14 protein-coding genes and 1 tRNA gene are annotated in these 14490 nt (G+C 65.1%); 1 reads left to right on the forward strand and 14 read right to left on the reverse strand.

What is annotated here, in order from left to right:
• Positions 1–2: 2 nt before the first annotated feature.
• Both ychF and Q0319_RS04145 read right to left on the reverse strand, forming a co-directional pair.
• Positions 3–1094: a redox-regulated ATPase YchF gene (ychF, locus tag Q0319_RS04140; RefSeq protein WP_299451166.1), complete on the reverse strand. Its 1092-nt coding sequence runs from the start codon at positions 1092–1094 to the stop codon at positions 3–5.
• 354 nt (positions 1095–1448) lie between these two features.
• Positions 1449–1784, reverse strand: coding sequence for a hypothetical protein (locus tag Q0319_RS04145; RefSeq protein WP_296466351.1), 336 nt, complete (start codon positions 1782–1784; stop codon positions 1449–1451).
• Between the two features lie 244 nt (positions 1785–2028).
• Between Q0319_RS04145 and Q0319_RS04150 the strand changes: the two genes are divergently transcribed.
• Positions 2029–3294, forward strand: a complete 1266-nt coding sequence (locus Q0319_RS04150; RefSeq protein ID WP_299451168.1) for an MFS transporter — start codon at positions 2029–2031, stop codon at positions 3292–3294.
• Positions 3295–3622: 328 nt separating this feature from the next.
• On the opposite strand, the gene Q0319_RS04155 is transcribed toward Q0319_RS04150, so the two are convergent.
• From Q0319_RS04155 to Q0319_RS04210, 12 genes are all read right to left on the reverse strand, one after another.
• On the reverse strand, positions 3623–4603 hold the full coding sequence (locus tag Q0319_RS04155) for an EamA family transporter (protein WP_296470885.1): 981 nt from the start codon (positions 4601–4603) through the stop codon (positions 3623–3625).
• An 83-nt stretch (positions 4604–4686) separates the two neighbouring features.
• Positions 4687–5685, reverse strand: coding sequence for a tripartite tricarboxylate transporter substrate binding protein (locus Q0319_RS04160; RefSeq protein ID WP_299451170.1), 999 nt, complete (start codon positions 5683–5685; stop codon positions 4687–4689).
• Between the two features lie 12 nt (positions 5686–5697).
• Positions 5698–6573, reverse strand: coding sequence for an alpha/beta hydrolase (locus Q0319_RS04165; RefSeq protein ID WP_296470891.1), 876 nt, complete (start codon positions 6571–6573; stop codon positions 5698–5700).
• A gap of 195 nt (positions 6574–6768) precedes the next feature.
• Entirely contained in the window at positions 6769–7566 is a 798-nt protein-coding gene (locus Q0319_RS04170) for an SDR family oxidoreductase (protein WP_296468436.1), read from the reverse strand.
• Positions 7567–7596: 30 nt separating this feature from the next.
• On the reverse strand, positions 7597–8418 hold the full coding sequence (locus Q0319_RS04175; protein ID WP_299451172.1) for a CPBP family glutamic-type intramembrane protease: 822 nt from the start codon (positions 8416–8418) through the stop codon (positions 7597–7599).
• Complete coding sequence (gene pth / locus Q0319_RS04180; RefSeq protein WP_296468432.1) at positions 8411–9004, reverse strand: aminoacyl-tRNA hydrolase; 594 nt, start codon at positions 9002–9004, stop codon at positions 8411–8413. Before pth ends, Q0319_RS04175 begins: the two co-directional genes overlap by 8 nt.
• Positions 9005–9222: 218 nt before the next feature.
• The gene (locus tag Q0319_RS04185) at positions 9223–9813 is read right to left on the reverse strand and encodes a 50S ribosomal protein L25/general stress protein Ctc (RefSeq protein ID WP_296468430.1); all 591 of its coding nucleotides are present in this window, start codon (positions 9811–9813) and stop codon (positions 9223–9225) included.
• 140 nt (positions 9814–9953) lie between these two features.
• Positions 9954–10904: a ribose-phosphate pyrophosphokinase gene (locus Q0319_RS04190; protein WP_296468428.1), complete on the reverse strand. Its 951-nt coding sequence runs from the start codon at positions 10902–10904 to the stop codon at positions 9954–9956.
• A 120-nt stretch (positions 10905–11024) separates the two neighbouring features.
• Positions 11025–11101 (reverse strand) — tRNA-Gln (locus tag Q0319_RS04195).
• Between the two features lie 80 nt (positions 11102–11181).
• Positions 11182–12075 (reverse strand): 4-(cytidine 5'-diphospho)-2-C-methyl-D-erythritol kinase, encoded by an 894-nt coding sequence (gene ispE, locus Q0319_RS04200; protein WP_299451176.1) that lies wholly within the window; start codon positions 12073–12075, stop codon positions 11182–11184.
• Positions 12072–12665 carry an outer membrane lipoprotein LolB gene (locus Q0319_RS04205; protein WP_296468424.1) on the reverse strand — a complete coding sequence of 198 codons (594 nt, stop codon included), beginning with the start codon at positions 12663–12665 and terminating at the stop codon, positions 12072–12074. The genes ispE and Q0319_RS04205 overlap by 4 nt, the downstream gene beginning before the upstream one ends.
• Positions 12662–14461, reverse strand: a complete 1800-nt coding sequence (locus Q0319_RS04210) for a tetratricopeptide repeat protein (protein WP_296468423.1) — start codon at positions 14459–14461, stop codon at positions 12662–12664. The genes Q0319_RS04205 and Q0319_RS04210 overlap by 4 nt, the downstream gene beginning before the upstream one ends.
• Positions 14462–14490 lie beyond the last annotated feature (29 nt).

Below are 14490 nucleotides of genomic sequence, written 5' to 3' on the forward strand. Positions count from 1 at the left end.
ACTCAGACGTTGAACAGAAAGTTCATCACATCGCCATCCTGCACGACGTAATCCTTGCCTTCCGCTCGCATCTTTCCGGCTTCTTTGGCGCCAACTTCGCCCTTGTACTGGATGAAGTCCTCGTACGAGATCGTTTGGGCGCGGATGAAGCCGCGTTCGAAGTCGGAGTGGATGACGCCGGCCGCCTGGGGCGCAGTGGCACCGATGGGAATGGTCCAGGCGCGGACTTCCTTCACGCCTGCGGTGAAGTAGGTCTGCAACCCCAGGAGTTTGTAGCCCGCGCGGATCAAGCGGTTCAGGCCGGGCTCTTCCATCCCCATGTCGGCCAGGAACGCGGCGCGGTCGGCCTCGTCCATCTCTCCAAGCTCGGCTTCGATGGCGGCGCAGATAGCCACGGTGGGGGCGTTCTGCTTGTTGGCGTACTCAACCAGCTTGTCGAGCAGGGGGTTGTCGGTGAAGCCGTCCTCCTTGACGTTGCCCACGTACATGGCGGGCTTGGCGGTGATGAAGCACAGTGGCTTGACCAGCGCCTTCTCTTCCTTGGAGAGATCCAATCCGCGGATGGGCTTGGCTTCGTTGAGCTGGGCAACGCATTTTTCCAACACAGCCACGAGCTTGGCGGCCTCTTTGTCGCCGGCGCGGGCCGTCTTGATATGGCGCTGCAGGGCCTTCTCGGCGGTCTGCAGGTCGGCCAGCGCGAGTTCGGTTTCGATGACTTCGATGTCGGCGAGCGGGTCCACCTTGCCCGCCACGTGGACGACGTTGGGATCCTCGAAGCAGCGCACCACGTTGACGATGGCGTCGGTTTCGCGGATGTGGGCGAGGAACTGGTTGCCCAACCCTTCGCCCGTGCTCGCGCCCGCCACGAGGCCGGCGATGTCCACGAACTCCACGGTGGCAGGCACCACGCGCTCGGGCTTGACGATTTCGGCCAGTGCCGCCAGGCGGGGGTCGGGCACTTCGACAACGCCCACGTTGGGCTCAATCGTGCAGAACGGATAGTTTTCAGCGGCGATGCCGGCTTTGGTCAAGGCGTTGAAGAGGGTGGACTTGCCGACGTTGGGCAGGCCCACGATGCCGCACTGCAGGGCCATGGGATTTCCTTAAAAAATCAATGCACGACCTGACCCGGTTCAGCGTGTCGGCGTGGCCCTAGTTCAAGCATGCTTGGCCAGCCGCGCCTTCATGCGGGCAAGAAGTGCGAATGGAGTGCCTGGGACGGGAAATTGCCCAGGTTTTGTTCGAGATTGGGGAGATTGTAGCCGGTGCTGCGAAGGGGAACGTCCCCGGTATCGCTTCAGGCGGCGCCGCAAGATAGCAAAGCCGATAATGCCTGGAGCGAGGGACTGCACCTCAGTTCTTCATGCATGGAAAGGCGTGGGCAAGCGCGACTAATGCGATGATCGAGGCACGCTCGGTCCGGATCGCGTCGCCCGGCCCACTCCGCCTCACTGCGTCTTCAGCAGCTCTTTCCAAAGCGCATCTAGCGCCTGTTCAGGCCTGTGCGCCGGGTTCTGGCTGCAATACCTGTCCATATAGGCCAGCACCTGGGCATTCGAGGTGATCTTGCCCAGCGGATTCGCGCTGGAGACGTCGTAGACCACGCGCGCCATGCCGCTCAGGTACCCCAGGACCCAGGCCTCCATGAGCGGCGTCTTGGCCCGCAGCCATGTCCCACAATCGCCGATCGTAAATGTCGTGAACCCCGCAGTCCCCTGTGCGTAGACCGGGCAGCTGAGCATGGCGGCGAGGGCAAAGGCCAGAACGCGCAGATGGGCTTTCATGGGCTTTCTAGTTCGGAAGGTGGTGGACGGATCAAGGCCACACTATATCCGATGGCGCATTGCGGCCTCCCAAGAGGCGATGCCCTCCCTTGGTGCATCCCGGCTGTTGTCCCGGGCGATACGCCACAACAGTGGTAAAACCCGTAACTTTGATCACCCCACGACAAACGCACCGCCCGGATCCCGCGCGGCTAGCCGCCTGGGCTGTGGCGACATTCCTTCCTTTCTTTAGAAGTTCGGCAGCATGAGCAACTCTCCCGCGGCTTCCGCCCCGCGCTCTTTCGCCGCCCTCCGGCATCGCGGTTACCAGGCCCATTTCATCACCTACATGCTGGCGATGATGGCCGACAACATCGAGCACGTCATCAGCTATTGGATGATGTATCAGAAATTCCAATCGCCCGCACTCGGCGGCTTTGCCGTGGTATCGCATTGGCTACCTTTCCTGCTTTTCTCGGTGCCGGTGGGCGCGCTGGCGGACCGGGTCGACCCGCGCCGGGTGATCCAGTCGGGCATGGCGCTATTCGTCATCGCGTCGCTCGGATGGGCGTATTTCTTCATTACCGACACGCTGGCCATGTGGCATGCCATGGTGCTGCTAGTCATCCACGGCTGCGCAGGGGTGTTGTGGCAAACTGCCAGCCAGCTCCTGCTGCACGACATCGTGCCGCGCGAAGAACTGCAAAGTGCCGTGCGCCTGAACGCTTCGGCGCGCTATCTAGGGGTACTGGTCGGGCCGGCCGTGGGCGGGATCATCATGATGACGATCGGCCCCAAGCACGGCCTCTTGCTGAATACGGTGTTCTACTTCCCGCTGCTATTGTGGCTGTGGAAAGCACCCTATGGCCCTAAGTTCCGCAGGGCAGACCAAGCCGTACCGCGACGCGCCGTCAAAGGGTTTTCCGATATCGTGCAGACGGCACGAGATATCGCGGGGCAGCCGGTCATCGTCTCCATGGTCCTGCTTGCCGGCGCAGCTTCGTTCTTCGTCGGCAACAGCTATCAGGCTCAAATGCCCAACTTCGCCGAAGACCTAGGCCACGGCGATCCCGGTGCAGCCTACAGCATGCTGCTGGCCGCCGATGCGGCTGGCGCGCTGGTGGCAGGCTTTCTGCTAGAGACCCTCGGCAAGCTGCGCACCGACGCCCGCACCGCCCTGCTGCTGGCAGTGGCATGGTGCATTGCCCTGGCCGGGTTCGCGCTTTCGGAGAACTACGCGTTGGCGCTCGCCCTGCTTTTCTGCGCCGGTTTTTTTGAGCTTTCCTTCAGCAGTACCGCCCAAACCCTCGTCCAGCTCAATGCCCAGCCGGAGATACGGGGGCGCGTGATCGGCCTGTTCAACATGTCGTCACTCGGTCTGAAGACCTTCAGCGGCGTCACGGTCGGCATCACGGGCACCCTGTTCGGCGTACACCATTCGCTCGCGGGCGCGGCGCTGATCTTGCTCGCCATCACGCTATGGCTGTGGCGGCGCACGGTGGCCGCGAGCCGCAAGGCATCGGGCGGCTAAACGCGCCCGCCCCCGGCCCGGTCGTGCCGCATTGCTTGCCGTGGCGGCGACGCCCCCAGCCATATGCGCGCCCGGAAAAATAAACCCCCGCGAGGGGGGCTAAATGGGGCGGACTCAGAATGACCCGCCTCACGAGCAGCGAAAGGGTTGAGCGATTCAACCGTGTCTACCGATTCAAGGAGGGTCGCTTCCAGAGCGGTGAACCTGAACACCGCTTCCCCTGTCAGGACGTATGCGGTTCTCACGCGTCATGATTATGGAAGCATTCGCCGCCGCGGATAAGTCGGGCGTATGGCTTAGTACTGAGGGATGGCGGGCTACCCGCCCGTTACGTGATCCCGAACCAGGCCGGATCGGCCGCCAGCGCCGCCGCACCGATCAGCGAGAGCACGGTCGCCAGCAGCACCGGCCCGTCGAAAGATTCCAGGTCGGGATTGAGCCAGCGCGCCAGCCATACCCGCATGACCAGCGACGTGCGTTGGATAGGCGTCACGATCGACGCGGGAGCCAGGGCAAGCGCCATGTAGACGAATATCTGCGATGCCGCCGCCATCAGGCCGGCGACGGAATACCACCCCAGGGTCGAACGCGGCATGGTCACCGAACGTGCCAAGCCGCCCTGGAAAGCGACGATGAGCAGCACGGCCAACGTCGCGGTGGTATAGGCAACGGCAGCACCAGCCAGTCCGCCGGCCATGCCGCTGCCTTCCACCATGCCCTGGCGGACGAGGATGGGGCTGGACCCATATGCCAGCGCGGAGAGAATGGCGAACAGATACCCTTCGCCGAGCTTGGGTTGGAAGGCATTGCCCGCAGGCTGCGCCTTGGCAGGCGCCGGGGGCTCGCCTGGCACCCGCCTGAATCGCCGCAGCGAGAAAGGACCGTGCCCCCGCGCGCCTAGCATGGGGGCAGCCAGGATCAGCGCGATGCCCCCCAGGTGCAAGGCGTTGAGCCGCTCGCCGAGCAGGACGACGGCCAATACCAGCGTCATCAAGACGCTCGTCTGCTGGACAGGGCCGACAAGGACAGCGCCCATGGCGCGTGTCGCGCGGTAATTGCAGTAGCGCCCAAAGCCGAAATGCAGCAGTCCGGCTGCGGAGAAATACAGCACAGAGCTCAAGGGGAAGGCGCGAAGTTCACGCATCCCCCCAGTCGCCAACGTAGCGATCCAGACCAGCGCTGCCCCGAGCAGCAAGGTGACGACCATCGCCTGCGCCAGCGTGCCCCCGACCACCCCGCGGCGAAGGGTGGCGTTGTTTGCCGCGAACGTGAATGCGGCAAGAAGAGAAAGGGCGATGGGCAGGATCATGGGCGGCGCCGCGACGGGTGGTTTGGGCTGCCATAGTTTGCCAGACCTAGCGCCCCGCGTTGCGACGCAGCCGCGTCAGCGCGCTATTCCGCCCGGATGCCGGCCTTCTCGATGGTGGCTTTCCAGGTCGCCGCCTCGCGCGTGATCTGGGCGCCGAACTCTTCCGGGCTGTTGCCGACCGGCGTCACGCCCAATTTCTCGAACTGCTGCACGATCTCCGGCTTGGAGACGGCGGCCTTGACCGCATCGGCCAGCTTCTGGACGATGGCCGGATCCGTGCCCACCGGGGCCGCCAGCCCCCACCAGTTGCCAGCCACAAGGGCAGGCATGCCCTGCTCGGCGGTGGTCTTCACCTCAGGCAGCGCGGGCAGTCGCCTGGGCGAGGCAACGGCCAGCGCCTTGAGCCTGCCGCTGGCGATATGGCCCGCCACGGTGCTGATGCCTGCTGCGGCAAAAAAAATCTGGACATCCCCCGCGACCAGCGCCTGCACGGCAGGCGGTGCACCACGATAGGGTACGTGCACGATGTCGACGCCGGCAGCCTGCGCGTAGAGCGCGCCGACCAGATGCGGCGCGGTTCCGCTGCCAGGCGTGCCGTAATTGAGCTTGCCGGGATGCTGCTTCGCGTACGCGGTCAGCTCGTCCAGGCTGTTCGCGGGCAGATTCGCGTTGACCACGACGACTGCCGGGGCGTTATTGATGACAGAAATCGGGACCAAATCCTTGATCGGGTCATAGCGCAACGTGGCCAGATACTGGTTCGTGACGAAATTGTTGGTCGCACCCAACAACAGCGTGTAGCCGTCCGGTGCCGACCGCACGACGTCCTCGGCGCCTATGTTGCCCGACGCTCCGCTCTTGTTATCGATGTAGAAGTTCGCACCCAGTCGGGCTTCGAGCTCCTTCTGCACGATCCGGAAAGTCACGTCGCCGGCGTTGCCGGGCGCGAAGGGTACGACCACGCGGATCGGGCGCGACGGCCAGCTGCCGTCCGCCGCCTGCGCGGCGATTCCGGGAATGCACAGCAATGCGGTCGCAAACAGCATTCGGCCGCGCGCGGCCTGGGCGAATGAGCGGGACATATGGAGATCCTATCAGGTGGAAGACACGCCGCCTCTCGCCAACTTCATGACGGCGCGATACAAGACGCTCGACCTGTCGCACAGGTCAAGGATGACGTCGAAATGGTTGCGCCCCTCGAACAAAAACTCGTCCACGAGCAAGTCGCGCTCGCGCCAGTACTGTGCCACTTCACGGCTTTGCCGGCGGAATTCGTCCGTGTCGCCGGCCGCCACCGCCACGATCACGGGAGTGCGCCCGCTAGGCTCATTGGTCAGCAGTGAAAACTCCTGGACTTGCTCCGGCGTCAGGTGCAGGCGCTTATTGCGATAGGAAAGACGCACGGGCTCGAGGTGACCGAGTCCGCTGACCAGCGCCGCTCCCGCGAAATCGTTCGTGGGCAGTCCGTGCGCCTTCCAGTCATGGATCAGGCATTGCGTGACCAGGTGACTGCCGGAGGAGTGGCCGATCAAGACGATGCGGGAGGGATCCCCGCCGTACTGCGCGATATTGCGCACGATCCACGCCACGCCCCGACGCACGCTCGCGACCATTTCGGCGAAAGGGACCTGAGACGCCAGCGGAAACCCGAGCGCCACGAACATACAACCGTCGCGCACGAAGGCCGGTGCCGCGAACGCACTTTCTTCCTTGCTTTGCCCGATCCAGGCGCCGCCGTGCACGTAGACCACCACGGGATGAAGACCGGCGCCGGGAGGGCGATAGATGTCGAGGCGGGCATCTCGGTGCTCGCCCCAACGCACGTCGGGCGACGTACAAAGCGGCCGCGCCTGCAGACTCAGGCGGGCGCCTTCGTCCAATATCTCCCGAAAGCGGGGGCAATAGCGTTGGTTGTCGTACTGCCGATCCAACGCTTCCTGGTCATAGTCTCCGAATACCGCGGTTTTCATCCATGCATTCCGAATAAAGATGCACGCACATTAGCAAAGGGCATTCTTGTTCGGAATTGAATTGTTTGTATAGATTGATTAATTATTCATATAAGCCTTGCAAGCGCGCACGGCGCCCCCATGGCGTGCCCGCCGCGCTTGCCCGCGTAAGCCCCCCCGACCGTGCGGTCCGGGTCACCCCCAAGCCGTAACCGATCAAATGAACGCCGCCGCGCAGCCGTCCATCGGAATGACCGCGCCCGACACATAGCTGGCAAGGTCAGACGCGAGGAACAAGGCCACGTTGGCCACCTCTTCGGGTTCGGCCAGCCGGCCCATGGGAATCCCCGCAATGTGGTCGGCAAGGACTTCTTCCCTGGAACGCCCGCTCGACTCCGCCTCGACGGCGATGCCGCTCTCAACGCGTCCCGTGCGCGTCAGGCCGGGGTTGATCGCATTGAAGCGCACCCCTTGTCGCGCATAGGCGCGTGCGTATCCGACGGTTGCCAACATCAGCGCGGCATTGGCGGCGCCGCCAGCGATGTGGAACGGGCTGGGAGACTTGCCGCCCTGGCCGATCACATTGACGATGCTGCCCCGTTGACGCATTGCCATCCTGCGCGCCACCGCATCGATGACATGCATGTAGCTGAAGTACTTGGCGTCCATGGCCGCCCGAAAGGCGGCACCGCCGAGTTGATCGAGCGCGTAACGTCGCGCGGCACCGGCGGAGTTGACCAGGACGGAGATGGCGCCGACCTCATCCTCCACCCGCCGCACGGCTTCCAAGGCGGCCGCTTCGTCGCCCAGGTCGGCCGCGATGGTGTGCATGTCCAGGCCTTCGGACTGCAGCGCGGCCCGGGCGGCCTCCAGGTTTTCGTGGCTACGGGAGACGCCGGCGACCGTCGCGCCAGACCGGGCGAATGCACGCGCGCAAGCGAATCCTATGCCTTTGCTGGCACCGGTCACCATCACGATGGCGCCGTCGAACGTGAGCACGGGAGCAGACTTCATCGGGGTCCTCGAAAGTTGGGGGGCATCTCATTATCCGTCCAGCGCGCCGGGCGCGTAGGTTTGCAAGAACCAGAGCAGCGCCATCGGTCCCGCATTGAAACAGGCATGGAGGATGATGGACGCACCGATACCAAAGCGAACGCGCATCCACCCCAGTACCAGGCCGGTCGCCCATTGGGGCAGCACGAGCAGCGGCAGCCATGCCCAAGCAGTGCTGCCGAGCCGGAAATTGAAAAGGTGGAGCAACGCGAACGCCAGCGTGGCGACATGGAAGATGACGGGGAACGCGTTCCGGTAACGGCGCAGCCAACGCCGCGGCCAGCGGTATCGACGCCACGCCAGCACGCCGGCGATCCCCCCGCAGGCCAATGCAACGCTCACGGCTGCGGCAAAGCTGGGCCGCATCAGCATGGCGGCTATCATGACCGGGAGGAGCCAAACCGCCGCCGCGGGGCGTCGCAAACCGAAGCGAAACACCATTTCTTCGATCACCGGCGCCCACACCACGACGTGGAACCACGACAAGTGCAAGACGTCGAGCCGGCGCTGCGCACCCGAGGCGGTAGCGACCGACGCCGCCAACGGTCCCAACAGCAAGAGGTTGATCCCCCAAAGCAGCAGCAGCCAGCAGAAAAAACGTGGGGCTGCCGCGCCACCCAGCCACTCCAGCGATGCGTAACGCGGCTTGCCCTGGCAGAGGCGGCGGTAGCTGTAGGCGCCTCGCCGCATGCGCGGCGCAAGCCGGGGTCGCTTGACGAAAGCCAGGAAGTCGGCGAACTCTTCCCGAAAGCGCGGCCGTTCCCCCGCCGAGGCGGCATTCAGCGAGGAACGGGGCCCGCGCATGTCAGGCATTGCCGCTGTGCAGCTGCTTCATCGCCGACTCGAACCGCCCTTGGAGAATGTCGGGAACGACGGCGCGGGCGCGGTCGACGGTTTCTTCGATGCGGACCTGTTCGTCCTTGCGGGGCGGGTGCAGCACGAAGTCCGCCACCTGCTGTGCCAGCCCCAGCGAGCGAGGGTGCCCGATGCCTATCCTCAACCGCCAAAAGGCCGGCGAGCCCAATGCGGCCTGGATGTCTTTCAGGCCATTGTGGCCCGCGTGGCTGCCTCCCTGCTTGAGCTTGGCCTGGCCCGGAAGCAGGTCGAGTTCGTCATGCGCGACCAAGATTTGCTCCGGCGCCAGCTTGTAGAAACGCGCCAGTGCGCCGACAGCCTGCCCCGAACGGTTCATGTAGGTCATGGGCTTGAGCAGCAGCACCATGTCTCCATTGACGCGCGCCTTGGCCACATGGCCGAAGAACGGCTTTTCGTTTGCGAACGAGACGCGCAGATCGTCTGCAATCTGGTCCAACAGCCAGAATCCCGCATTGTGCCGGGTGCGTTCGTAATCAGGACCGGGGTTGCCCAGGCCGACGATGAGACGTATGGGTTCGGACATGGAAGAACGACTTGGATTAACGGCTGGCCTCGGCCACCCAAGGGCAGGGCGCGATGCGCGACGCAAAGCGCCTGATATCTTAGCCCGTGACCGCGCGTCGAGGCCCGTAGGAAGCGTGGCCCATGAAAAAACCCCGACCGTGATACGGATCGGGGTTCTGTTCCAACGAACTGGGCGCGTGGGCGCACCGGGGGCCCCGGCACCCGCGCCTGGCGTCTTTACTTCTCTTCGGCGGCTGCCGCGTCTTCCGCTGCACCACCCTTGGCGATGGCAGTGGCAACCACCACATCGCCCGCGACGGCGAACGTCACGCCCTTGGGCGCCTTGAGGTCGGACACGTGGACCGAACCGCCGGCGACGAGGTTGCCCAGGTCGACTTCGATGAACTGGGGCAGGTCGTTCGGCAGGCAGTTGACTTCGATTTCAGTCAACACGTGGTTGACGATCGCGCCGCTCAGCTTGACGGCAGGCGAAACCTCAGCGTTGATGAAGTGCAGCGGTACCTTGGTGTGCAGGGCCTGGCCGGCGGCGACGCGCTGGAAGTCCACATGCAGCACCTGGGGCTTGTAGGGGTGCCATTGAACGGCGCGCAGCAGCACCTGGGTGCTCTTGCCGTCGAGCTGCATGTTCAGGATGGAAGAGTGGAACTCTTCCTTGCGCAGGGCATGGAAGATCTCGTTATGGTCAAGTTCGATCGACTGGGGGGCTGCGTCGCCGCCGTAAACGATGGCGGGAACACGGCCAGCGCGGCGCAGGCGGCGGCTCGCACTCGAACCCTGGACGCTACGCGAAGTGGCGTTGAATTGCATGGTTTTCTCCAAAATGCGGCGGGCGACATGCCCCCGCTCGATGTACGGAACGCGACCATCGCGCTCCGTCCGGCAGCGCCGCGACCAGCGCTGCCGGCTCGCCTACGCGCCTTGCACCCGGCAAGGCGCGAAAGCAGAATTTATTCCACGAACAGCGAGCTGACCGAGTCGGCCCGCGAAATGCGCAGCATCGTTTCGCCGATCAGCGCGGCGCACGACAGCTGGCGGATGCGGCTGCACGCCTTGACTTCCTCGCTGGCGGGAATGGTGTCGGTCACCACCAGTTCATCGAGGTCAGACTCGGCGATGCGCCCCACTGCGCCGCCCGACAACACGGCGTGCGTGCAGTACGCGTATACGGCCACGGCACCGCGCTGCTTCAAGACCTGCGCCGCCTTGCACAGGGTGCCGGCGGTGTCGACCATGTCGTCCATGATGATGCAGGTGCGGCCTTCGACGTCGCCGATGATGTTCATCACTTCAGACACGTTGGCGCGCGGACGGCGCTTGTCGATGATGGCCAGGTCCACCTCGAGGCGCTTGGCCAGCGCGCGGGCGCGGACCACGCCGCCCACGTCGGGCGAAACCACCATCAGGTTCGATAGGTTGCGCTTCCAGATGTCGCTAAGGAGGATGGGCGCGGCGTAGATGTTGTCGACCGGGATGTCGAAGAAGCCCTGGATCTGGTCGGCGTGCAGGTCCATGGTCAGGATGCGGTCCACGCCGACGACCTGCAGCATGTTGGCCACGACCTTGGCGGAAATCGCCACGCGCGCCGAACGGGGGCGGCGATCCTGGCGGGCATAGCCGAAATACGGCATGGCGGCGGTGATGCGGCCGGCGGAAGCCCGCCGCAGGGCGTCGACCATGACCATGATTTCCATCAGGTTGTCATTGGTGGGCGCACAGGTGGGCTGGAGCACGAAGACATCCTTGCCACGGACGTTCTCGTTGATTTCCACCATGACCTCGCCGTCGGAGAACCGGCCGACGCTCATTTTGCCCAGTGGTATGCCGAGATGGCTGGCGACGTCCGCCGCCAGCTTGGGGTTGGCAGTCCCCGTGAATATCATGAAGCTTTCTTGCGCCATGACGCATGTGCCCGTGGCTGTGGCCCGGGTGACCTGTAACCGGAGCCGATCGACAAAACAACAAAGCTGTTGATCCTGCAAACTCGCTGACAGGCATCAACAGCTTTAGGTCAAAGACGTTGGCTGGGGAGGAAGGATTCGAACCCTCGAATGCCGGAATCAAAATCCGGTGCCTTAACCAACTTGGCGACTCCCCAACTCGTTACTCCCGCAGGAACTGCGTGAGCATCGAAACTTTGGAACGCTCTGCTGCAAGAACGTTCTCGCGGATGGCCGTTCAGGCCCAGTCCAGCAGCGGATGCGCATCGAGCCCGGCACACGCCTGGTTGACTCTCAACGCCGGCAGCCCGCTGGGCTGACTCTGCATTTTAGCGGCGATTTTACACGCAGCGCTATCGGCCTGCGCCTGCGTGTCGCATTCGACAAATAGGCACGAGCCCGACCCGGACATCCTGACCCGAGCACCTTCGAGCGCCTGGGAAAGCTCCGTCGCGACTCGCCCGACTTCCGAAAATCGCGCAAAAACGACGGGTTCCAGATCGTTCCTGAAGGCACCATCAAATGTGCCCCGAGGAAAGTCCGCTATTTTGACGCGTGGAGAATTTCTTGTCAATTCGGGTGCACGAAAAACGTCGGCAGTCGGCACACTCGCATCGGGCTGGACCACTACATACCAGCGAGGCGGCAGCTCGATGGGGGTCAACTCCTCGCCTATGCCCTCGGCAAAAGCGTTGCGGCCGAACACGAACACCGGCACATCGGCGCCCAACGGTAGCGCGAGCCGCATCAGTTGCTGGCGACTCAGGCCGGTATTCCACAATCGGTTCAGGCCGAGCAGCACCGAGGCCGCATCGCTCGACCCCCCGCCCAGGCCACCACCCGCCGGAATGCGTTTTTCTAGTTCGATGTCGACGCCGAGCGCGCAGCCAGTGGCCTGCTGAAGCGCCCGCGCCGCCCGCACCGTCAGGTCGGCCTCAGACGGCACGCCGGGCAAGTCCCGCACGCGAACGATGCGGCCGTCGCTCCGGACGCGCAGGTGCAGGGTGTCTTGCAAGTCGATGAAACGGAACACAGTCTGCAGGAGGTGATATCCGTCGGCGCGCTGGCCGACCACGTGCAGGAACAGGTTGAGTTTCGCGGGAGCAGGAATGTTGCGCAGTTCAGTGATCATGGGTCAGGGCTGATGACGAGGCGCAGGTCGACCTCCTGGCCGCCTTCCTGGCGCGCCATGTGCAACCGCGTGGGCCCAAGCGCATCGTATTGCTGCGCGGTGACGTGCCAACCGGCCTGCTCGAAAACCAACGGACGGCCCAGCTCGTCGCGGCGGGCCACATTGGCCGCCACCCGCGGCGCCACCCGGCCGCGCAGCCAATCGCGCAGCCCCGAGACGGGTATGTCGTTGCCGAGCACGATGCCGACGAGCGCATCCGGATCCCCGGCCCGCGTCTCTCTCCCATTGGATTCGCGCAGCACCGCTTCGCCGGGACCGGCTTCGACCCGCGCGAGCGTCGCGCCGAGCGGAGACACCAGGTCAAGGGCAAGGCGGCTGCCGTCGTCGCGCCACGCGAAGCCGCCTTGGACGGCATGCTGCTTGCCCCCAGCTTCCTCGACGCGCAGCGCAAATCGACCCACGCGCGACAGCGCCTCGCGCGTTTCCGCGCCCGGCGGGGCCTGGATCGGGGCCGGCGCGGCGCACGCGGCCAGCAAGGCAACGAAACCGGCGGCGGCCACAGCCCGGCCGAGGCGTACGCAACGGATCACAGCGTTACGTCGAGACGCACGAGCGTGCCTTTCAGCACGGCATTGGACGGATCCTTGGCCTGGGCTTCGCGCCACAGCTGCCTGGCCCGCTCCTGCTCGCCCGTTGCCCAGAGCACCTCGCCCAGGTGCACGGCAATCTCGGCGTCCGGACGCAGCCGGTAAGCACGCTCGAGGTAAGACAAGGCCCGCGCGTTGTCGCCCAGCCGGTAATAGACCCAGCCCATGCTGTCCATGATGAAAGGATCGTCGGGCGCCAGGTTCAGCGCCCGCTCGATCAGCCGCTTGGCCTCGGCCAGGCGGATGTTGCGGTCCGCGAGCGAATAGCCGAGCGCGTTATAGGCATGGGCGTGGTCGGGCTTGATGGCAATGACGCGGCGCAGCCGGCTCTCCATTTCGTCGATCCGGTTCTGCTGCTCGTACAGCATGGCGAGGTCGTAGAGCAGGTCCGGCGTATCGGGGTAGCGCTCGTTGGCCGCCTCCAGGACCCTGACCGCCTCGTCCCGCTGGCCGGCCGACCGCAGGATCTGGGCCTCGGTCAGGGCCACCTGCGTGCCTTCCCGCACGCTGCGCGGATCGATCAAGGCCAGGATCTTGCGCGCCTCGTCCACCCTGCCCTGCTTGCCCCGCAGCACCGCTTGGCGCAAGCGCGCCGGGATGGCGGCCTCGGGATCGTCGATCTTGTCCAGCAGGTTGAACGCATCGTCGTAGCGCTTCTCATCCTCGGCGATCTGCACCCGCAGGAAGAGCGCATTGTCGGCTTCGGGCAGGGGCGCCCGCCTCCTGCCGCCACTCACTCGCTGTTCATGGATGTCGAGATACTGCCTAAGGTATTCGTCGGCCTCCGAAAGGCGCTGGGTCTGGTAGGCCAGCACGCCCTGCATGTACAGGACTTCGAAGTCCTCGGGGTTGGCGCGGGCAAGCGCCTGCAGCTCCGAGCGGGCGCCGTCGTAGTCCTTCAGCGACGCGAGCGCGCGCGCCAGCATGATGCGCAGGTTGCGCGACTCGCCGTGCGTGGCGATGAACGCGCGGGCGCGTGCGACGGCCCGCTCGGGCTCGCTTTCTATGCCCATTTGGAGCGCCAGCATGGCGGCCGCCTCGGAATCAGGCCGGGCCTCGAGGGCAGCCAGGGCCTCGCGCAATGCGCGGGCGTTGTCCCCGGCAGCGGCCGCAACGCGCGCCAGGGCAATATGGGCCTCCGGCAGGTTGCGCACGTCGACCAGCGCTTCCTCGAGAATCTCCAAAGCACGGCGCTTGTCTTCCAAGCGGGCGACCACGCGGCGGGCCTCGGCGATGGCTGTCGCCTTGTCCTGCGCGTCGGATATCCGTGCGCGCAGCGCCGAACCCATCCCTTCCACGCGGCCGGCCGCCGCCGCGAGCGAGAGCGCGGTCTGGCGCGCCTCGACATCGGCAGGGTCCAGCTCCGCCCAGGTTTGGGCGGCCTCGAGCGCGCGCATGAGGTCACCGCCGGCCAGCGCGAACTCCACCGCCCGCCGGGCGAGCCGGGGGTCGCGGGTATTGCGCGCCAGTTCGAGGGAGGTACTCGTGGCAGGGCCGAACGCGCCGCGCTGCGCGGCGATTTCCGAGGCCAGGACCTGGAATAGGATTTCGGCCGACAGATCGACGTCGGGCAGTGCCTTGGGCCCGATGGAGCGGGCACTGAGCGGCGAGATGTGCAAGCCCGGAACCAACAGCTCGTTCGAAGCGGGAGCGTCGGTCTGCGCCACCGCGACCGAGGCTGCCGCCGCGAGCCCCATGCATGCAGCCGCCAGCTTCAAACGATGAGCGTTAAACAACATGGCACAATTCCTTGGCGTATCGCCGACGC

It is taken from the genome of uncultured Pigmentiphaga sp. (assembly GCF_937950555.1).
Taxonomy (GTDB): domain Bacteria; phylum Pseudomonadota; class Gammaproteobacteria; order Burkholderiales; family Burkholderiaceae_B; genus Pigmentiphaga.

Bases quoted from the DNA above. Each gene is read 5' to 3' on its own strand.
- ychF (WP_299451166.1), bottom strand. From the start codon at position 1,094: ATGGCCCTGCAGTGCGGCATCGTGGGCCTGCCCAACGTCGGCAAGTCC.
- Q0319_RS04145 (WP_296466351.1), bottom strand. From the start codon at position 1,784: ATGAAAGCCCATCTGCGCGTTCTGGCCTTTGCCCTCGCCGCCATGCTC.
- Q0319_RS04150 (WP_299451168.1), top strand. From the start codon at position 2,029: ATGAGCAACTCTCCCGCGGCTTCCGCCCCGCGCTCTTTCGCCGCCCTC.
- Q0319_RS04155 (WP_296470885.1), bottom strand. From the start codon at position 4,603: ATGATCCTGCCCATCGCCCTTTCTCTTCTTGCCGCATTCACGTTCGCG.
- Q0319_RS04160 (WP_299451170.1), bottom strand. From the start codon at position 5,685: ATGTCCCGCTCATTCGCCCAGGCCGCGCGCGGCCGAATGCTGTTTGCG.
- Q0319_RS04165 (WP_296470891.1), bottom strand. From the start codon at position 6,573: ATGAAAACCGCGGTATTCGGAGACTATGACCAGGAAGCGTTGGATCGG.
- Q0319_RS04170 (WP_296468436.1), bottom strand. From the start codon at position 7,566: ATGAAGTCTGCTCCCGTGCTCACGTTCGACGGCGCCATCGTGATGGTG.
- Q0319_RS04175 (WP_299451172.1), bottom strand. From the start codon at position 8,418: ATGCCTGACATGCGCGGGCCCCGTTCCTCGCTGAATGCCGCCTCGGCG.
- pth (WP_296468432.1), bottom strand. From the start codon at position 9,004: ATGTCCGAACCCATACGTCTCATCGTCGGCCTGGGCAACCCCGGTCCT.
- Q0319_RS04185 (WP_296468430.1), bottom strand. From the start codon at position 9,813: ATGCAATTCAACGCCACTTCGCGTAGCGTCCAGGGTTCGAGTGCGAGC.
- Q0319_RS04190 (WP_296468428.1), bottom strand. From the start codon at position 10,904: ATGGCGCAAGAAAGCTTCATGATATTCACGGGGACTGCCAACCCCAAG.
- ispE (WP_299451176.1), bottom strand. From the start codon at position 12,075: ATGATCACTGAACTGCGCAACATTCCTGCTCCCGCGAAACTCAACCTG.
- Q0319_RS04210 (WP_296468423.1), bottom strand. From the start codon at position 14,461: ATGTTGTTTAACGCTCATCGTTTGAAGCTGGCGGCTGCATGCATGGGG.